17 protein-coding genes are annotated in these 18,330 nt (G+C 75.2%); 7 read left to right on the forward strand and 10 right to left on the reverse strand.

The features are described from left to right. The coding region (locus tag GQS09_RS19415) for a hypothetical protein (protein ID WP_399552564.1) at positions 1-226 on the reverse strand (226 nt) is incomplete at its 3' end. A gap of 487 nt (positions 227-713) precedes the next feature. Beyond that, positions 714-2,057: a deoxyguanosinetriphosphate triphosphohydrolase gene (locus GQS09_RS19420; protein ID WP_165988000.1), complete on the reverse strand. Its 1,344-nt coding sequence runs from the start codon at positions 2,055-2,057 to the stop codon at positions 714-716. A 196-nt stretch (positions 2,058-2,253) separates the two neighbouring features. Here GQS09_RS19420 and GQS09_RS19425 point away from each other — a divergent pair, with 196 nt between their 5' ends. Next, complete coding sequence (locus tag GQS09_RS19425) at positions 2,254-3,408, forward strand: aromatic acid exporter family protein (RefSeq protein WP_165988002.1); 1,155 nt, start codon at positions 2,254-2,256, stop codon at positions 3,406-3,408. Between the two features lie 96 nt (positions 3,409-3,504). Here GQS09_RS19425 and hemC read toward each other — a convergent pair whose 3' ends face one another. From hemC to GQS09_RS19440, 3 genes are all read right to left on the reverse strand, one after another. Further along, on the reverse strand, positions 3,505-4,437 hold the full coding sequence (hemC, locus tag GQS09_RS19430; protein ID WP_165988004.1) for a hydroxymethylbilane synthase: 933 nt from the start codon (positions 4,435-4,437) through the stop codon (positions 3,505-3,507). A gap of 69 nt (positions 4,438-4,506) precedes the next feature. Next, positions 4,507-4,956: a hypothetical protein gene (locus GQS09_RS19435; protein WP_165988007.1), complete on the reverse strand. Its 450-nt coding sequence runs from the start codon at positions 4,954-4,956 to the stop codon at positions 4,507-4,509. A 57-nt stretch (positions 4,957-5,013) separates the two neighbouring features. Further along, a complete protein-coding gene (locus GQS09_RS19440) occupies positions 5,014-5,730 on the reverse strand; it encodes a sirohydrochlorin chelatase (protein WP_165988009.1) in 717 nt (238 codons plus the stop codon). Between the two features lie 161 nt (positions 5,731-5,891). On the opposite strand from GQS09_RS19440, the gene GQS09_RS19445 reads away from it, so the two are divergent. Next, positions 5,892-8,138 (forward strand): molybdopterin oxidoreductase family protein, encoded by a 2,247-nt coding sequence (locus tag GQS09_RS19445; protein WP_165988011.1) that lies wholly within the window; start codon positions 5,892-5,894, stop codon positions 8,136-8,138. 165 nt (positions 8,139-8,303) lie between these two features. On the opposite strand, the gene GQS09_RS19450 is transcribed toward GQS09_RS19445, so the two are convergent. Together GQS09_RS19450 and cutA are read right to left on the reverse strand one after the other, a co-directional pair. Next, entirely contained in the window at positions 8,304-9,017 is a 714-nt protein-coding gene (locus GQS09_RS19450; protein WP_165988013.1) for a hypothetical protein, read from the reverse strand. A gap of 198 nt (positions 9,018-9,215) precedes the next feature. Next, a complete protein-coding gene (cutA, locus tag GQS09_RS19455; protein WP_165988015.1) occupies positions 9,216-9,554 on the reverse strand; it encodes a divalent-cation tolerance protein CutA in 339 nt (112 codons plus the stop codon). 172 nt (positions 9,555-9,726) lie between these two features. Here cutA and GQS09_RS19460 point away from each other — a divergent pair, with 172 nt between their 5' ends. Next, a complete protein-coding gene (locus tag GQS09_RS19460; RefSeq protein WP_165988017.1) occupies positions 9,727-10,107 on the forward strand; it encodes a cupin in 381 nt (126 codons plus the stop codon). A gap of 83 nt (positions 10,108-10,190) precedes the next feature. Here GQS09_RS19460 and GQS09_RS19465 read toward each other — a convergent pair whose 3' ends face one another. Further along, positions 10,191-11,009 carry an SDR family oxidoreductase gene (locus tag GQS09_RS19465; protein WP_165988019.1) on the reverse strand — a complete coding sequence of 273 codons (819 nt, stop codon included), beginning with the start codon at positions 11,007-11,009 and terminating at the stop codon, positions 10,191-10,193. 118 nt (positions 11,010-11,127) lie between these two features. Further along, positions 11,128-12,105, reverse strand: coding sequence for an AraC family transcriptional regulator (locus GQS09_RS19470; RefSeq protein ID WP_165988021.1), 978 nt, complete (start codon positions 12,103-12,105; stop codon positions 11,128-11,130). Positions 12,106-12,194: 89 nt separating this feature from the next. On the opposite strand from GQS09_RS19470, the gene GQS09_RS19475 reads away from it, so the two are divergent. The 4 genes from GQS09_RS19475 to nirD all read left to right on the forward strand — a co-directional run bounded on the left by GQS09_RS19475 (position 12,195) and on the right by nirD (position 17,651). Beyond that, positions 12,195-13,145, forward strand: coding sequence for an NAD(P)H-binding protein (locus GQS09_RS19475; RefSeq protein ID WP_243761573.1), 951 nt, complete (start codon positions 12,195-12,197; stop codon positions 13,143-13,145). Positions 13,146-13,327: 182 nt separating this feature from the next. Then, entirely contained in the window at positions 13,328-14,584 is a 1,257-nt protein-coding gene (locus tag GQS09_RS19480; protein WP_207958035.1) for an NAD(P)/FAD-dependent oxidoreductase, read from the forward strand. Next, the gene (gene nirB, locus GQS09_RS19485; RefSeq protein WP_165988025.1) at positions 14,584-17,226 is read left to right on the forward strand and encodes a nitrite reductase large subunit NirB; all 2,643 of its coding nucleotides are present in this window, start codon (positions 14,584-14,586) and stop codon (positions 17,224-17,226) included. Before GQS09_RS19480 ends, nirB begins: the two co-directional genes overlap by 1 nt. Beyond that, complete coding sequence (gene nirD / locus GQS09_RS19490) at positions 17,226-17,651, forward strand: nitrite reductase small subunit NirD (protein WP_165988027.1); 426 nt, start codon at positions 17,226-17,228, stop codon at positions 17,649-17,651. The genes nirB and nirD overlap by 1 nt, the downstream gene beginning before the upstream one ends. A 274-nt stretch (positions 17,652-17,925) precedes the next feature. Here the strand turns inward: nirD and GQS09_RS19495 are convergent. Beyond that, positions 17,926-18,330, reverse strand: a 405-nt coding sequence (locus GQS09_RS19495; protein WP_207958036.1) for a cellulose binding domain-containing protein, incomplete at its 5' end; no start/stop codon positions are given.

An 18,330-nucleotide genomic window follows, 5' to 3' on the forward strand; every position in this document is an offset into this window, starting at 1 on the left:
CCGCCCGGCGCAGCGCGGCGCCCAGCGCGGCCCGGGAGGGCAGCGGGATCTCCCGCCGGGCGGGCGTGGACGGGCCGCGGGCAGCGGTGCGCCCGGTCCGGGGGTGGCCGTCCTCGCCCGGGTCGTCCTCGCCCGGGTCGTCTCTGCGGTCGGGGGCGGTGCGGTCGGCGGGTGTGGACGGGAAGTGGTGCTGTCCGTGGTTCTCGGGGGCGAGCGGCAGCGTCATGGCGACCTCCTGGTCCGTCCTGTTCCGTCGTGGTTCGCCCTCGGGCGTCCCGCTCCGGGACCGCCCTTCCGACTACTCGGCGGTAGGTAAGACGTGCCGTCAGAGCACCACCGCACCGCGGGTCCGTCCACAGTCCGGACGCCAAATCGCTGCTCCGGCATAGCTGCGCAGGCAGGCCGCTGTGCAACGGCACAGTCCGGGGCGGGCCGCGGCCCGGCCACGCATCCGGCGGGTCACCGGTGGATTCACCGATGCGCCGCCGCGGCGCGGCTCCCATCATCACGGCGGGCCCTCCGTCTCTCCCCGCCCCCGCGTCGATCCGCCCGCGGCCGGCCGGGCGGCCGGGCGGGCGGAGGCGCGCGGGGCCGGACAGGCTCTCCGGCCGGCGCCGGGGTTCCCGGGCCCCGGGCACGCGGTGACCCCGCGCGCCCGGGGCTGTCCCGCACCGGGCCGGGGCCGTGGCGGGCCGGGGCCGGTTTCGGCCGGTTCAGCCGGTGAGGCGGGCGTGCAGGGCGCGGGCCGAGGCGTCGGTGAGCGCGGCGATCTGGTCGACGACCACCCGCAGCCGCTCCCGGTCGCCGGGGGCCGCCGCGTACAGCGCCCGGTACTGGGGATCGAGCCCGCCGGGTGCCCGGCGCAGCAGTGCGTCCGCCAGTTCGGCGAGCAGTTCCCGCTGGGCGGCACGCAGCCGTTCCTGCTCCGGGCGCTGCATCACCGAGACGTCGGCCACCGCCTTGAGCACCGCGCACTCCAGCCGCACCGGGCGCGGCACCACCAGGTCGGCGCGGTAGCGCAGCAGCGGGCCGGGGCCGTGGCGTTCCCGGGTGGCCTGCTCGGCGGCGACGCAGAACCGGCCGATCAGCTGGCTGGTGGCGTTCTTCAGCCGGGCCTGGGCGAGGGCGGTGCCGTCGTAGGAGTGCGGCCACCACTCCTGGTCCAGCAGGCGGTCGAGCGCGGCGGCGAGTTCCGCCTCGTCGGTGCCGGGCGGGGTGTAGCGGCGCAGGGCCACGGCGAAGATGCCCCGCCGTTCGGTGTCGGAGAGCAGCGCGGCCGGGTCCAGGTGCCCGGCGTGCAGGCCGTCCTCCACGTCGTGCACCGAGTAGGCCACGTCGTCCGCCCAGTCCATGACCTGCGCCTCCAGGCAGCGGCGGGCCGGCGGCGCGTGGCGCCGCAGCCAGTGGAAGACCGGCAGGTCGTCCTCGTAGACGCCGAATTTGGGGGAGGCCGGGCCGGCCGGGTTCCTGCCCGGGGGCCAGGGGTACTTGGTGGCGGCGTCCAGGGCGGCGCGGGTGAGGTTGAGGCCGACGGGCTCGCCGCCGTCCCCGGTCCCGGCCGCCGCGCGGAACCGTTTCGGCTCCAGGCGGGTGAGCAGCCGCAGCGACTGGGCGTTGCCCTCGAAACCGCCGCACGGACCGGCGATCCGGGCCAGCACCCGCTCGCCGTTGTGCCCGAACGGCGGGTGCCCCAGGTCGTGGGCCAGGCAGGCGGTCTCCACCAGATCCGGGTCGCATCCCAGGGCGGCGCCCATCTCCCGCCCGATCTGGGCGCATTCCAGGGAGTGGGTCAGGCGGGTGCGCGGGCTCGGGTCCCAGGCAGGGGTGGGCGGCGCCGGGCGGTCGGGGGTGACCACCTGGGTCTTGCCGGCCAGACGGCGCAGCGCCGCCGAATGCAGCACCCGGGCGCGGTCGCGCTGGAAGGCGCTGCGGCCGGGGCGCTTGTCGGGCTCCGGGTCCCAGCGCTCGGTGGCCTCCGGCCCGTAGCCGCCGGCCGGCGGGGCCTCGGCACCGGGACGGGAGAGGTCGTGCGGTGTGCCGTCACTCCAGCCGGGCATGCCCCGACCCTAACCGCCCCCGTCCCGCCCGGCAGCGGACGCCGGCCCGGTGCCGTCCGCCCGGCCGCAGGGTGGTTCGCGGCGGCGCGGCGGGGAAACCGGGGTGCGGTGGCCGGAGGGCCCGGCGGGAGGAGGCTGCGGCGGATGGCGGACGCGGGCACGCGGGCCCGTCCGGGCCGGGGAGCGTGACACGGCGGTGTGGGCCTGGCTGTTCCGCCTGTACCGGCTGCTGCACCTGTACCGGGTGGTCCGCCGGGTGGCCGGCCGGGCCCGCCGGGCCGCGGCACGGCTGCGCACCTACGGCCCCTCCGTGCTGCTGGCGGCCCTCGCCGCCGGGCTGGCCTACGCCGCCGCGTCCCGGCTGTTCGGCATCGAGGAGGCGTTCTTCGCGCCGATCGCCGCCGTGGTGTGCGTGGGCATCGCCGCCGGGCAGCGCATCCGCCGCGCCCTGGAGATGGCCGTCGGCGTGGCGGTCGGCCTGACCGCCGCCGACATCCTGGTCAACGTCATCGGTTCCGGGGCGGTGCAACTGGCCGTGGCGGTCGGCCTGGCCATGGGCGCGGCCGTGCTGGTGGGCACCAGCAGCGTGCTGGTCAATCAGTCCGCGGTGGCCGCCGTGCTGGTGGTCGCGCTGGCCCCGCAGGGCAGCAACCCGCTGATCCGGATGGGTGATGCGCTGATCGGCGGCGGGGTGGCACTGGCCCTGGGCGCTCTGGCCGCACCGGACCCGCGGCGTGCGGTGCGCCGGGCCGGCGGAGACGTGCTGGGCCATCTGGCGCAGGTGCTGCGCGGACTGGCCGAGGCGCTGGAGCAGGCCGACCTCGCCCGGGCCGAGCGGATGACGGCCGAGGCCGCCCGCATCGAGTCCCGGATCGGCGAACTGGACAAGGCGCTGGCGGTGGCCCGGGAGAGCGCCCGGCTGGGCCGGCGCCGCCGCTCCGCCCAGGCCCGGCTGCCGGTGGTGCTGGTCCGGGACCGGCTGGACATGATGGCCGCCACCACCCGCGCCCTGGCCCGTGGCACGGCCGTGGCCGTCCGCTACGGGCAGCCGGTGGACCAGCGGCTGGTCACCGCGCTGGACTCGCTCGCCGTGGCCGTCACCGAGCTGCGGCGGCGGGTGCAGGGCGAGGGGACGCAGGCCCGGGAGGACGCCCGGGCCGCCGCGCTGCGTGCCGCCGGGGCGGCCTCGGAGCTGCTCGCCGAGGACCCGCCGCTGACCGCCAGCGTGCTGGTCGGCCAGGTGCGGGCCGCGGCCGTCGACGTGCTGCGGGCCACCGGCCTGGACCAGGCGCACGCCGTGCGCCGCCTGGTCGAGGCCGCGGGCCCGCCCAACCGGCCGCCCGCCGGATGACCCCGCCCAGCCGCACGGCCCGGCATGGCACGGCACCGTCTGTTCCGCGGGCACCCCTCCCCGCCGTGCCGGGGCGCACGGGCGGGAGGGACGCGCTCAGTGCGGGATCGAGTCGATGACCTCGCGGGCGCCCTGCCGCAGCAGCGTCACGGCCACCGATATGCCCAGCGTGGCCGGGTCGAGCGGGCCGGCCCACTCATGGGCGTCCAGCACGGTCTTGCCGTCCGGCGAGAAGACCCGGGCGCGCAGCGAGAGCCGTCCGTCCCGCTCCGCACGGGCGAATCCGGCGATCGGGCTGTTGCAGTGGCCCTGGAGCACATGCAGCAGCATCCGCTCGGCGTCCGTCTCCCGGCGGGTGTCCGGATGGCCGAGGGAGGAGACCGCGTCGATGGTCTCGGTGTCGTCCTCGCGGCACTGGAGGGCCAGCACGCCCGCGCCGACCGGCGGGCACATCTGCTCGGGGCTGAGGATCTCGCTGATCCGCCCGGTCTCCCCGATCCGTTCCAGTCCGGAGACGGCCAGGATCAGCGCGTCCGCCTCGCCCGCGGCCATCCTGGCCAGCCGCCGGTTGGCGTTCCCCCGGAACGGCACGCACCGCAGGTGCGGGTGGGAGGAGGCCAGTTGGGCCACGCGCCGCACCGAGGAGGTGCCGATCCGGGTACCGGGCGGCAGCTCGTCCAGGGTGAGGCCGCCGGGGTGGATCAGCGCGTCCCGGATGTCGTCCCGCTCCAGCACGGCGGCGAACACGGTGCCGGCCGGGAGCGGCCGGTCGGCCGGGATGTCCTTCATGCAGTGCACGGCGAGGTCGGCCTCGCCCGCCAGCAGCGCGGCGTCCACCTCCTTGGTGAACGCGCCCTTGCCGCCGAGGCTGGACAGGTCTCCCAGCCAGCGGTCGCCGGAGGTGGTCACCGGCACCACCTCGGTACGGATGCCGGGATGGCGGGCGGACAGTCCGGCACGCACGCGCTCGACCTGGGCCAGCGCCATCGGCGAAGAACGGGAGACAATCCGGATCAGCTCGGCGGACACCCGCGACACGATAGACCGTCGGTTCCCCTCCGGGCGAAACGATCACGCCCCGGCGGGCGCGCCCGGGGGTCAGGACGCCGGGGCCGGGACCGCGGGACGGGCCCGGCGGGGGGCGAGCAGCCCGGCGGTCATGGTCAGCACCGTGCCGGCCAGGGCCACGAAGCCGCCGCTGCCCAGCGTCGCCGGGTTGTAGACGAGCGGGATCACCGGGGACGGATCGGCGATCACATCCTGGTGGTGCAGCAGCACCATCGTCACCATGCCCAGGGTCACCGCCCCGGACAGCCCGGTCGCGATCCGCCCCACGGCCGGCGGCGGCGCGGCCACCAGCACCCACAGCACGCACAGGTGCAGCACACCGGCGGTGAGCCCGACCGTCCACCCGCCGACCATCCGGTGCAGCGGAAAGCTCTCGCCGTACTGGTGCGCCCAGGGCAGCGCCAGCACGGCCGCACCGCTGAGCGCCAGGCCGAGCAGCCACGGCACAGTCGCCGGGTTACGGATGACCGGCCCTGCCATGCCTGCTCCCCTCCGCCGCGCGCCGGTGCGTCGGTGGGCAGCGTAGTGCCGCGGCCCTCAGGCGACCAGGGCGGAACGGCGGGCCGTCACCGCCTGGTCGTAGCGGTGCAGCAGCAGTCTGGCGAGCGCCGGGTGGGCCCCCAGCGGGGCGGACACCACGCCCGGCGCGGCCTCGGCGCAGCGGGAGGCGAAGTAGCCGGGCGCGGTGAAGCACGAGGCCACGGCGATCTCCCGGTGCCCTCCGGCGCGCAGCAGGGAGACCGCCTCGGGCACGGTCGGCGCGGCGGCCGAGGCGTAGGCGGGGACGACCGGCACCCCGCCGAGCCGGGCGGCCAGCATGTCGGCGGTGTACCTGGTCCCGGCCGCGGATTCCGGGTCCCGGGAGCCGGCCGCGGCCAGCACCACCGCGCCGCCCCGGTAGCCGGCCTGGAGCAGCCGCCCGTGCAGGGCGTCCACCAGCAGCGGGTGCGGCCCCAGGCAGGCGGCCACCGTGGCCGAGCAGTGGCCGGCCCCGGCCAGCACGCCGGGGATGTCGTGCTTGACGTGGTAGCCGCGGCCGAACAGCAGCGGCACCAGCACCGTCTCGCCGTGCAGTCCGCGCAGCGTGTCGGCGAGCAGCGGACGGTCCGTTTCCAGATGGCCGAGTTCCACCCGCACCGCCGGGCGCAGCGCCCGGACCCGGCGGAGCAGGGCGCGGATGGTGTGCTGCGCCCGGGGATCGGGCGAGCCATGGGCCACGGCGACCAGGGTCGGTCCGGTAGAGGCGGCGGTCATGCGGCCAGACTGCAAGCTGCACGTTGCCGCGGTGTTGCCCGGATGTCACGGATGGCCGCCCCGCCCCTCACGCCCCGGCCCGTGCCGCCCTGAGCTGACCGCCCCGGTGACGTAACCGGCACGTCGCCCCTGCCGTAACACGGCCGACGCAGGCTGGGGGCATGAACGCTGACGCACCGGCGCCGGAGACCGGGGAGAACCGGCGGCCGGCCACGGACACGCACTGCCCGTACTGCGCGCTCCAGTGCGGTATGGCCCTGCGGCCCGCGCCGGCCGAGCCGGGCGGTCTGCTGGTCGTCGAGCGCCCGGGCTTCCCGGTGAACAAGGGTGCGCTGTGCGGCAAGGGCCGCACCGCCCCCGACGTGCTCTCCTCCCAGGTCAGGCTGGACCGGCCCCTGATCCGCCGCGCCTCGGGCGAGCTGGAGCCGGCCTCCTGGGAGGAGGCCCTGGACCGGGTCGCCGAAGGGCTGGCCGCGACCCGGTCCGCGTGGGGCCCGGACGCGGTCGGCGTCTTCGGCGGCGGCGGTCTGACCAACGAGAAGGCGTACACGCTGGGCAAGTTCGCCCGGCTGGTGCTGGGCACCTCGCAGATCGACTACAACGGCCGGTTCTGCATGTCGTCGGCCGCCGCGGCCGGCACCGGGGCGTTCGGCGTGGACCGCGGGCTGCCCTTCCCGCTGGAGGACATCCCGCGCACCGGCTGCGTGATCCTGGTGGGCTCCAACCTGGCCGAGACCATGCCGCCGGCGCTGCGCTACTTCACCGAACTGCGGGCGGGCGGCGGCACGCTGATCGTGATCGACCCGCGCCGCACCCGGACGGCCGAGCAGGCGGACCTGCATCTGATGCCGCGGCCGGGGACGGATCTGGCGCTGGCCCTGGGCATGCTCCACCTGGTGGTGGCCGAGGGCCGCACCGACGACGCGTACATCGCGGACCGCACCACCGGCTGGGAGCAGGCCCGGGCCGCGGCCATGGCGCACTGGCCGGAGCTGGTGGAGCGGATCACCGGGGTGCCGCTGCCGCAACTGCGGGCGGCGGTGCGGATGTTCTGCGACGCCGAGCACGCCATGGTGCTGACCGCGCGCGGGCCGGAGCAGCAGGCCAAGGGCACCGACACGGTCTCGGCCTGGATCAACCTGTGCCTGGCGACCGGCCGCCCGGGCCGTCCGCTGTCCGGTTACGGCTGCCTGACCGGGCAGGGCAACGGCCAGGGCGGGCGGGAGCACGGGCAGAAGGCGGACCAGCTTCCCGGCTACCGGATGCTGGCGGACGCGGCGGCGCGTGAGCATGTGGCCCGGGTGTGGGGCGTGGATCCGGAGACCCTCCCGGGGCCGGGGCGCAGCGCGTACGAGCTGCTGGACGCGCTGGGCGCGGACGGGGACCGGGCGGACCGTCCGGACGCGGTGCGGGCACTGCTGCTGATGGCGTCCAACCCGGTGGTGTCGGCTCCGCGGGCCGCACATGTCGAGGAACGGATGCGGGCGCTGGACTTCCTTGCCGTGTGCGATGTGGTGCTCTCGGAGAGCGCGCGGCTGGCGGACGTGGTGCTGCCGGTGACCCAGTGGGCCGAGGAGACCGGCACCATGACCAATCTGGAGGGCCGGGTCATCCTGCGCCGGAAGGCGGTGGAGCCGCCGCAGGGGTGCCGCAGCGACCTGTGGGTGATGCGGGAGCTGGCCGCCCGGATGGGCTGGGAGAAGGGCTTTCCGACCGACCCGGAGGAGATCTTCGAGGAGCTGCGGCGCGCCTCGGCGGGCGGCAAGGCGGACTACTCGGGCATCACCTACCGGCGGATCGTGGAGGAGGACGGCATCTTCTGGCCGTGCCCGGAGACGTCCCCGGACGGACTGCCGGGCGGCGGCCCGGACGCACCGGGCGGCGGCACCAGCGGGAACGGCGGGAACGGCGGGAACGGCGGCCCGTCCGGGGGGCACTCCCCCGTGCCGCACCCGGGCACGCCGCGGATGTTCCTGGACCGCTTCGCCACCCCGGACGGCCGGGCCCGGTTCCTGCCGGTCAGTCACCGCCCGTCGGCCGAGGAACCGGACGAGGAGTACCCGCTGCTGCTGACCACCGGACGGGTGCTGGCCCAGTACCAGTCCGGCGCCCAGACCCGCCGGGTGGACAGCCTCAACGACGCCGCGCCGGGCCCGTTCGTGCAGCTCCACCCCCGGCTGGCGGAGCGGCTGGGGGCGGCCGAGGGCGATCCGCTGGCGGTGATCTCCCGGCGCGGCCGGGCCGTGGCGCCGGCGCGGCTGAGCCGCGGCATCCGGCAGGACACCGTCTTCATGCCGTTCCACTGGCCGGGCGAGGGCCGGGCCAACACGCTGACCAATCCGGCGCTGGACCCCACCTCCCGGATGCCCGAGTTCAAGGTGTGCGCGGTCCGTCTGGAGCGTGCCTGACCCCGCCGCCCCGCCCGGTGGCCCGTCGGGCCGCCGGGCGCACGCCCGGGGAGCCGGGTGCGGAAGAGGGTTCCCGCACCCGGCTCCCCGGGGTGGTGCCGCCGTCCTGCTGCTCCTGCTGCTCCTGCCGTTCTGCCGTGCCGGCGGTGCCGGCCGCCGTCCGGTTCAGGCGCCCGCGCCCACCGGCTCCGGCTGCGGGCGGGCGGTGCCGGCCCCGGGAGCCTCCGGCTCCTCCTTGCGGCGGCCGTGGCCCGCCCACACCAGGCCGCCTCCGGCCAGCACCAGGGTGGCGCCGATACCGGCGAACAGACCTGCCAGCGCCAGGGCGAGCTGGAGTGCGGAGTGGGTCACGGTGCCCACGCCCAGCTCACCGAAGAGACCGTGCACGGTGCCGGTCCAGGCGAGTTCCCGGGCCTGGCCCTCGATCGGGTGCATGCGGTCGAAGTCGGTCCAGTAGCGGCCGTCCACCGCGAACTCGTACGCACCGGGCTCGAACGTCTGGCCGTTGTACTCGACCGCCTCGTCCAGCACCACGGTCTGGCTGCCGTGCAGCACGTGATAGCCGACCGTGGCCATCTGGTACATGTACTCGGTCGCCGTGTTGACCAGCGGGTCGTCCGGGTCCAGGTCGGACTCGACCACCGGGTACTTCCAGTCCTCCTTCAGCAGCTTCAGGATCGCCTCGGCGCCCTCGGTCTCGCCGCGGTCGGTCAGCTGCCCGTCCTCGTTGTAGGTGAGCGTGACGTTCTGCGCCTCGCTGAACGCCTGCAGAGAGTCGTAGCCGTCCTGCGCCTTGACGTAGGCGACACCGCCGGCCACGAGGAAGGCGAGGCCGATCGCCGCCAGTACATATCCCAGGATCTTCAGTCGTGCCGTCACGATGGCTCCTCGCCGGTTTCCGTGTCCCGGTCCGCTCCCTGCGGACGGTCACAGCATCCGTCGTCACGGCGGGCAGGAGCAGGGACCGAACGGTAGGTGAAGCGGGGACCACAGGTCCCCGATCCGCGCCCGCCCGGCCGCCGAACGGGACCGGCACGCCAGGGCCGACCGGCCCTCCGCCCCCTCCCCGGCCGGCGCCTACGCCGAGGCGCGGGCCGTCTCCTCGGTGACCCAGCGCAGGTAGTCCGCGCTGCCGCGCACCACCGGGAAGGCGATGATCTCGGGCACGTCGTAGGAGTGCGTCTCCTTGAGGTACAGCTCCAGATCGGTGAACCGCTCGTCGGTGGTCTTCAGCCACACCTGCCATTCCTGGTCCCTGCGGACCTCGCCTTCCCAGCGGTAGCAGGAGGTGACCGGCGTGCTGATCTGGGCGCACGCCGCCAGCCTCCGTTCCACCGCCCCCGTCGCCAGCTGCTCCGCCAGCTCTGCACTGTCCGTGGTGGTCATGACCGCCAGTGCGGCCCCGATCTCCGCCATGTCCCTACATCTCCCTCACCGTGTCCTGTGCGGTCCCCGCTCCCGCCCTTGCCCCCCGCCCGGCCGCGGCCGCGGTTGCGCTGCGGCACGGCTCCGGCACCATGAGAACTGGAGCCGTCGGCCGTCACGACCGTCAGACCGCCAGACCGTCACCGGACCGTCAGGGGCACGCATGGAAGACCTCACCGCTCTCGCCGAGCTGCACCTCGCCCGGGCCCAGACCGATGACCGCGGGCGCAGCGCGCATCTCTTCCTGCACGACGGACCGCTGCGGCAGAGCGTAATCGCGATGCGCACCGGCGCCGAACTCGACGAGCACGAGGCACCCCCGGCGGCCAGTCTTCAGGTGCTGCACGGCAGGGTACGGGTCGCCACGGAGGGCAACGGCGCGATCGACCTGGAGGCCGGGCAGCTGACCCGTCTGCCGCAGCTGCGGCAGACCCTTCAGGCGCTGGACGACGCGGTGGTGCTGCTGACGGCCGTCACCGCCACCCCCGGCTGCGGCGACCCGCACGCCGAGCCCGCCGCCACCGTACCGGGCCACGCCGCCTGACGGCCGCCCCCGCCCGCCCCGGCGCGGCGGCGGTGCCGCCCCGCTCTCCGCACCCCCTTCGCCGCACGCGCCACGGCCCCGCGTCAGCGGAAGGCGCCGGCGTGTTCCCGGGACCAGTCGGCGAAGGTGCGCGCGGGGCGGCCGAGGACCTGCTCCACGGTGGGCAGCACGGTGTAGCCGATCTCCGGCGGGTCGCCGTGCACCCAGACGAAGAAGTCGATGGTCTCCTGGTCGTAGCCCTCGGCCGCCCACCGCTCCCGGGCCTGCTGCTCGGAGAGTTCCTCGTAGCGGATCTCCCGGCCGAGCGCCTCGGCGAGGATGCGGACCTTGTCCGGCTTGGTCAGCGCCTCGGGGCCGGTGAGGATGTAGTGCTGCTTGTGGTGCCCGGGCACGGTGAGCGCGGTGGCGGCCACCGCGCCGATGTCGCCCTCGTGCACCATGGCGCTGAGCGCGGACGGGAACGGCTCGCGCACCACGCCCTCGTCCCGGACGGGGACCACCCAGTCGAGCGCGTTGGACATGAACTCCACCGGCTGGAGCGACGTCCACTCCAGGCCGCTGTCCGTCACGGCCCTGAGCATTCCGTCGCCCTGCACGCCCTGGAGCACGCACGCCCGGCGCACTCCGGCGCGCTCGGCGAGGGCCACCAGTTCCGGCGCGGTCTCCAGCGGTTCGTAGTTCTCGCCGTGGAAGCCGATGAAGTGCACGCCGGTGACACCCTCCAGGGCCGGCGCCACGGTTTCCGGCCGCGTCAGGTCGCCGCCCACGACCTCCACCCCGGCGGGGAACCGGGCCTTGCCGGGGTCGCGGGTCAGCGCCCGCACCGGGTGGCCGCCGCGCAGCAGCTCGGCCACCACCGCCCGGCCCACGGAACCGGTCGCACCCGTCACGAGAAAGGTCATCTTCCGCTCCTCACATGGTCGTTGCCCGCCCGGCGTGATCCCGCCGGACGGCCGATGACCTCACTCTCCCGCCCCTTCCGGCCACTTTCCGTCCGCAAGGGGCCCGCACGGCGGACGGTCAGGTCCGGGCGCCGGCGGTGGCGGTGGCCCCGGCAGCGGCGGTGCGGCGGTAGTCGCGCGGGGCCACGCCGCGTTCGCGTTTGAAGGCCGCGGAGAGGGCGAAACCGCTGCCGTAGCCGACCTTGCGGGCGACCGCGCCGAGGGTGGCCTCCGGGTCCCGGAGCAGGTCTGCGGCCAGGTCGAGGCGCCAGCCGGTGAGGTAGGCCATGGGCGGCTCGCCCACCAGGCCGGTGAAGCGGCGGGCCAGCGCGGCTCGGGAGACGCCCGTGCGGGAGGCCAGTTCGGCAACCGTCCACGGGTGCGCCGGGTGCTCGTGCAGCAGGCCCAGGGCCCGCCCCACCACCGGGTCGCCCTGGGCGTCGAGCCAGGCCGGGGCCCGGCCCCCCGGCCGGGCGAACCATTCCCGCAGCACCGCCACCAGCAGCAGGTCCAGCAGCCGGTCCAGCACCAGGCTCTGGGCCGGGCCGTCCTTGCCGATCTCGGCACCCAGCAGGCCGACGAGCGGGGTGTCCCATTCGCCGGCCCGCACCACCAGCAGCGGCGGCAGGGCGCGCAGCAGGCGCCGGGCGGCCGCGCCCGCCGATTCGTAGGTGCCGATCAGCATCACCGAGGCACCGGAGGACGGGCTTTCGGCGGTGCCCCAGGTGCGGACGCCGAGCATCAGCTCCTCGCTCAGCGGAACGCCGTCCGGGGTGGTGCAGAGCTGCCCCGGGTGGCAGACGACCTGTGCCGGACGGCCCGGCTCGTCGGCGACCAGGTAGCGGTCCGGGCCGCGGGCCACGGCGATGTCGCCCGGGGACAGCCGGACGGCCTCGCCGGCCTCGGGGACGACCCAGGCGGGGCCGGAGACATGGCACATCACGCTCAGCGGGGCGCGGTCGCGGATGTCCACCGACCAGGGCGGTGCCATGGCGATCCGGAGCAGGAACGCGTCCTGGGCGCAGGGCCCGGCCAGCAGTTCGGCGAGAGGGTCCACACGGTCAGCGTAACGGCTGTGGACGCTCGCGTATGCGGGAGAGCGGATCAGCTATGGAGCGTCTCAGCGTTCGGGGGTGGACTGGGGACATGACGAAGGACACGACGAACCCGACACAGGGTGAGCAGAGCGGGCAGAACGGGCGGCGGACGGTGCTGGTGACGGGGGGCACGGGGAAGACGGGACGGCGGGTGGCCGCGCGGCTGCGCGAGCGCGGGGTGCCGGTGCGGGCGGTGTCACGCTCGGCCGAGGTGCCGTTCGACTGGTCGGAGCCGGACACCTGGGAGGCGGCGCTGGACGGCGTCGGGGCGGCGTATCTGGCGTATGCGCCGGACATCTCGATGCCGGGCGCCGCGCCCGATCTGGGGGCGTTCGCCCGCCGGGCGGCGCAGCGCGGCGTGGGACGGGTGGTGCTGCTCTCCGGGCGGGGGATGACGGAGACGGCCGGACCGGCGGAGCGGGCGGTGCGGGAGGCCGTGGAGGGCACCGGCACCGAGTGGGTGATCCTGCGGGGGGACTGGTTCGCGCAGAACTTCTCCGAGGAGTTCTTCGCCGAGGAGATGCGGGCGGCCGGGACGTTCACCTTCCCGGGCGGGGAGGTGCCGAGTCCCTTCATCGACCTGGAGGATCTGGCCGAGGTGGCGGCGGCGGCGCTCACCGCCCCGGAGGGGTACGCCGGGCAGGTGCACGAGCTGACCGGCCCCCGCCCGGTCACCTACGGCCAGGCGATGAAGGAGATCTCGGCCGCCACCGGGCGCGAGTTCCGCTATGTCGCCGTCTCCACGGCCGCGTACCTCGACCTCCTCGTCGCGCAGGGACTGCCGGAGGACTTCGCGCGGATGTTCGGCGCGGTGATCGACGAGACCCTGGACGGGCGCAATGCCCGCCCCACCGACACCGTCGCCCGGCTGCTCGGCCGTCCGCCCCGGGACTTCGCCGCGTACGCGGCGCGGGCGGCGGCGGAGCACGCCTGGGACCCCGCCCCCGGACATGGCACCGGCGCGGGCGAAGCGGCCGGCCAGGGCGGTGCGCGGGGGTGACGCCGGTCACCCGCCCGGCGGCGGACAAGCCTCCTGTAGTGGCCCTTCCCGGACTCACACCAGGAGCCGCCACCCGCTGAGGGCAGCGTTGCTTCAGGGAAACAGCGGTGANTGAGGGCAGCGTTGCTTCAGGGAAACAGCGGTGATGCCGCCGGGTAACGACCGCGCCGCAACCTCGGACCATGAGCTCCGAGACCCGCGTGGTGATCGCCGGTGGTGGGATGGCGGGAGCCCGGCTCGCGCAGCAGTTGGCGGCGCGGGCCGGGCTCTCGGTGACCGTCATCGGCGAGGAACCGCACCCCGCCTACAACCGGGTGCTGCTGGCCGAGGTGCTGGCCGGCCAGTACCCGGCGGAGGTGATCGCCCTGCCCGGCCCGCCGGAGGGCGTCACCTGGCGGGGCGGCGTGCGGGTGGTCCGGGTGGACCGCGCGGAGCGCCGGGTCGTATGCGACGACGGATCACTGGCCGCGTACGACGTGCTGGTGCTGGCCACCGGCTCCAACCCGGTGCTGCCGCCGCTGCGCGGCCTGTTCGAGCCGGAGGGCCGCGACCTTCCGGAGGGCGTGCATCCCTTCCGGACCATGGACGACAGCCTGGCGCTCGGCGCGGCTGTCCGGCCCGGCACCCGGGCGGTGGTGATCGGCGGCGGGCTGCTGGGCGTCTCCGCCGCCCGGGCGCTGGCCCAGCGCGGCGCCCAGGTGGTGCTGGCCCAGCGCGGCGAGCATCTGATGGAGCGCCATCTGGACGCCGGCGCCTCCGCCCTGCTGCGCACCCACCTCGCCGAGCGGGGCGTGGAGGTGCACACCGAGTGCCAGGTGCGCGCGGTGCTGGCCGGCGACGGCCCGGGCCGCCCGGTGCGCGCGGTGGAACTGGCCGACGGCTACCGGCTGGAGGCCGATCTGGTGGTGCTGGCCTGCGGGGTGCGGCCCCGGGTGGGCCTGGCCCAGGCGGCCGGCCTGCGGGTGCGCCGCGGCATCGTGGTGGACGACCGGCTGCGCACCAGCGACCCGGCCATCCACGCCGCCGGTGACTGCGCCGAGCACGCCGGGGTGCTGTACGGCCTGGCCGGTGCCGCGCAGGAACAGGCCGATGCGCTGGCCGCGGTACTGGGCGGGGACACCGCCGCCCGGTACACCGGGACCCGCGCCCTGACCCGGCTCACCCTCTCGGGACCGCCCGCGGCACCGAGCGGCCCGGCGCCGCTGGATCTGGCCGCGTTCGGCGACACCGTCCCGGAGCCCGGCGACGACGTGGTGCATCTCGCGGACGCCACCCGCGGTGCGTACCGGAAGCTCGTCGTCCGCGGCGACCGCCTCAGGGGCGGCATCCTGCTCGGCGATCTCGGCAGTGTCGGCGCGCTCGCCCGGACCTGGGAGGGCGACGAGCCGCTCCCCTCCTCCCCCCTGCTGCACCTGCTCACCCACGACGGAGGGTACTGATGGCCGCCACCGATAACACCGGCAGCGACGAGCGGACCGACACGAGCACCGGCAGGACTCTGGTGCTGGTCGGCCACGGCATGGTCGGCCAGCGGTTCCTGGAGGAGCTGGCCGCCCGCGGCGTCACCGAGGACACCCGGGTCGTGGTGCTGTGCGAGGAGCCGCGGCCGGCCTACGACCGGGTACAGCTCACCTCCTGCTTCTCCGGCACCTCGCCCGAGGAACTCTCCATGGTCGAGGACGGTTTCCTCGCGCGGCACGGCATCGAACTGCACCTGGACGACCCGGCGGTGGCGGTGGACCGGGAGGCCCGCACCGTCACCTCCCGCCGGGGCCGGGTGATCCGCTACGACACACTGGTGCTGGCCACCGGCTCCTACCCGTTCGTGCCGCCGGTGCCCGGCAAGGACAGCCCCGGCTGCTTCGTCTACCGCACCATCGAGGACCTGCGGGCCATCGAGGAGTGGGCGGGCCGCAGCCGCACCGGTGTGGTGGTGGGCGGCGGCCTGCTCGGTCTGGAGGCCGCGGGCGCGCTCAGCACAATGGGCCTGACCACCCACATCGTGGAGTTCCAGCCGCGGCTGATGGCGATCCAGGTGGACGAGGGCGGCGGGGCGGCGCTGCGCCGCACCATCGAGGACATGGGCCTGCTGGTGCACACCGGCGTCGGCGGCCAGGAGATCACCGCCGGGCCGGACGGCACGGTGCAGCGCCTCCACCTCTCGGACGGCAGCGCCATCGACACCGACATGGTGATCTTCTCGGCGGGTGTCCGGCCGCGGGACCAGCTGGCCCGGGAGAGCGGGCTGGCGGTCGGCGACCGCGGCGGCATCATGGTGGACGAGCAGTGCCGCACCTCCGACCCGGACGTGTTCGCCATCGGCGAGTGCGCCAAGACCGTGGACGGCATGGTGTACGGCCTGGTGGCCCCGGGCTACGAGATGGCGGCGGTGGCGGCGGACGCCATCGCGGCGGCCGGCACCACGGGCGCGGGTGCCGTGTTCACCGGCGCCGACACCTCCACCAAGCTGAAGCTGCTGGGCGTGGACGTGGCCTCGTTCGGCGACGCGCACGGCGCCGCCGGGGACTGCCTGGACGTGGTCTACTCCGACTCCCGGGCGGGGGTGTACAAGAAGCTGGTGGTGGCCAAGGACGGCACCCTGCTCGGCGGGGTGCTGGTGGGCGACGCCGACTCCTACGGGATGCTGCGCCCGCTGACCGGCTCGGTGCCGCCGGTTCCGCCCGAGCAGCTGGTACTGCCGGCCGGTCTCTCGCCGGCCCCGGCGCTCGGCCCGTCGGCGCTGCCGGACGAGGCGGTGATCTGCAGCTGTCACAACGTCACCAAGGGCGCGATCCGGGGCGCGGTCACCGGCCACCGGTGCACCTCGGTGCCCGAGGTGAAGAAGTGCACCAAGGCGGGCACCGGCTGCGGGAGCTGCGTCAAGGTGCTGGGCCAGCTGGTCGACGCCGAGCTGGAGGCCCAGGGCATCGCCGTCGACAAGGGCCTGTGCCCGTGCTTCGCGCACACCCGCCAGGAGCTGTACGAGATCATCCTGGCGCTGCGGCTGAACACCTTCGAGCAGGTGCTCGACGGGCACGGCCGGGAGGAGGCGCGCGGCGGCGAGGGCTGCGAGATCTGCAAGCCCGCGGTGGCCTCGATCTTCGCCTCGCTGGCCCCGGCCATCGGCGCGGACGGCTATGTGCTGGACGACGCGCAGGCCGCGCTCCAGGACACCAACGACCACTTCCTGGCCAACATGCAGCGCAACGGCTCCTACTCGGTGGTGCCGCGCATCCCGGGCGGGGAGATCACCCCGGAGAAGCTGATCGTGATCGGCGAGGTGGCCCGGGACTTCGGCCTCTACACCAAGATCACCGGCGGGCAGCGGATCGACCTGTTCGGCGCCCGGGTGGACCAGCTTCCGCAGATCTGGGCCCGGCTGGTGGAGGCCGGCTTCGAGTCCGGCCACGCCTACGGCAAGGCGCTGCGCACCGTGAAGTCGTGCGTGGGCTCCACCTGGTGCCGCTACGGCGTGCAGGACAGCGTGCGGATGGCGATCGACCTGGAGCTGCGCTACCGCGGCCTGCGCTCGCCGCACAAGCTCAAGTCGGCGGTCTCCGGCTGCGCCCGGGAGTGCGCGGAGGCGCAGGGCAAGGACTTCGGCGTGATCGCCACCGCCGGCGGCTGGAACCTGTACGTCTGCGGCAACGGCGGGGCCACGCCGCGCCACGCGGATCTGCTGGCGCAGGATCTGTCCGACGCCGAGCTGATCCGGCTGATCGACCGCTTCCTGATGTTCTACATCCGCACCGCGGACCGGCTGGAGCGCACCTCGGTGTGGCTGGAGCGGCTGGAGGGCGGCCTGGAGCACCTCAAGGACGTGGTGGTGCACGACTCGCTCGGCATCTGCGACGAGCTGGAGGAGCTGATGGCGGCGCATGTGGCCAACTACCGCGACGAGTGGGCCGAGACCGTCAACGACCCGGAGAAGCTGAGCCGCTTCGTGTCCTTCGTGAACGCGCCCGGCACCCCGGACCCGACCGTGCGCTTCGTGCCGGAGCGCGAGCAGATGAAGCCCGACCTGACGATCCTGTCCGGCCCGGAGATTCCGGTGCGGACGCTTGAGGGGAGCAGCCGCTGATGACCACCGCGACACAGCGTGCGGCACAGCGTGCGGCACAGTCCGCGCCGCAGTCCGCGCCGCAGTCCCGGAACGACGGCGCCGCCGCCCCGGAGGGGAGCGCGGTGCAGGTGGGGACGGCCGACGGCGGCTGGGTGACGGTCTGCCGCCGGGCCGACCTGCTGCCCGGCCGCGGGGTGGCGGTGCTGCTGCCGGACGGCCGGCAGGCCGCGGTCTTCCTCACCCGTGCCGGGGAGGTGCATGTGATCGGCAACCGCGATCCGTTCACCGGCGCGTATGTGCTCTCCCGGGGGCTGGTGGGCTCGGCCGGCGGCACGCCGTTCGTGGCCTCGCCGCTGCTGAAGCAGCGCTTCGCACTGACCGACGGCCGCTGCCTGGACGACCCGGAGCAGAGCGTGCCGGTCCACCCCTGCCGGGTGGCATGACGGCGGGGCGGTCCGCCGCCGCGGCGTCGGCTTCTGCCGCGGCGGCGGACCGCCCCCTTGATCCCCCCTGGCCGTCGGACCCCCCCGGGGAGTCCCCGCGGGGGTCCGACGGCCGGAAGGGGCCGGCGGACTCGTCTCCCAGCGGTCCGCCGGCCGGCCCGCAAGCTCGCCCGCCCGGTGTGCCTGACCTGTTCTGCCCTGACGAGGGGCGCACCGGGCGGGTGGTCACCTCATGGCCGGCCGGCCCGTCGTCCCGTGGCCGGTCCGCCGTCCGTCAGGCGGAGCAGCTCACGCCGGAGACCGAGTAGGAACCTCCCTGGTTGGAGAGGAAGCCCGCCGTGGTGGTCTGTCCGGCGCCCACGTTGCCGTTGTAGCTGGCGTTGGTGGCCGTGATGGTTCCGGAGCCCGAGTACTGGGCGTTCCAGCCGTTGGTGACGGTTTCGCCGGAGCGGAGCTGGAAGGTGACGGACCAGCTCGTGATGGACGAGCTGCCGGCCGTCACCCGGATCTCGTACTGGGAGCCGCCGTTCCACTGGTTGACCTGGGTCACCGTCGCGGTGCAGCCCTGGTTTCCGCCGGTCGTGCCGCCGTTGGTGGTGGTGCCGCCGTTGGTCGTCGTGCCGCCATTGGTCGTCGTGCCGCCATTGGTCGTCGTGCCGCCATTGGTCGTCGTGCCGCC

The sequence above is a fragment of the Streptomyces sp. YIM 98790 genome (genome assembly GCF_011421595.1).
Classification (GTDB): Bacteria; Actinomycetota; Actinomycetes; order Streptomycetales; family Streptomycetaceae; genus Streptomyces.

Bases quoted from the DNA above. Each gene is read 5' to 3' on its own strand.
- GQS09_RS19435 (WP_165988007.1), bottom strand. From the start codon at position 4,956: ATGGCAGGGCCGGTCATCCGTAACCCGGCGACTGTGCCGTGGCTGCTC.
- nirB (WP_165988025.1), top strand. From the start codon at position 14,584: ATGGCCGCCACCGATAACACCGGCAGCGACGAGCGGACCGACACGAGC.
- GQS09_RS19465 (WP_165988019.1), bottom strand. From the start codon at position 11,009: ATGACCTTTCTCGTGACGGGTGCGACCGGTTCCGTGGGCCGGGCGGTG.
- GQS09_RS19480 (WP_207958035.1), top strand. From the start codon at position 13,328: ATGAGCTCCGAGACCCGCGTGGTGATCGCCGGTGGTGGGATGGCGGGA.
- nirD (WP_165988027.1), top strand. From the start codon at position 17,226: ATGACCACCGCGACACAGCGTGCGGCACAGCGTGCGGCACAGTCCGCG.
- GQS09_RS19445 (WP_165988011.1), top strand. From the start codon at position 5,892: ATGAACGCTGACGCACCGGCGCCGGAGACCGGGGAGAACCGGCGGCCG.
- GQS09_RS19460 (WP_165988017.1), top strand. From the start codon at position 9,727: ATGGAAGACCTCACCGCTCTCGCCGAGCTGCACCTCGCCCGGGCCCAG.
- GQS09_RS19420 (WP_165988000.1), bottom strand. From the start codon at position 2,057: ATGCCCGGCTGGAGTGACGGCACACCGCACGACCTCTCCCGTCCCGGT.
- GQS09_RS19475 (WP_243761573.1), top strand. From the start codon at position 12,195: ATGACGAAGGACACGACGAACCCGACACAGGGTGAGCAGAGCGGGCAG.
- GQS09_RS19440 (WP_165988009.1), bottom strand. From the start codon at position 5,730: ATGACCGCCGCCTCTACCGGACCGACCCTGGTCGCCGTGGCCCATGGC.
- cutA (WP_165988015.1), bottom strand. From the start codon at position 9,554: ATGGCGGAGATCGGGGCCGCACTGGCGGTCATGACCACCACGGACAGT.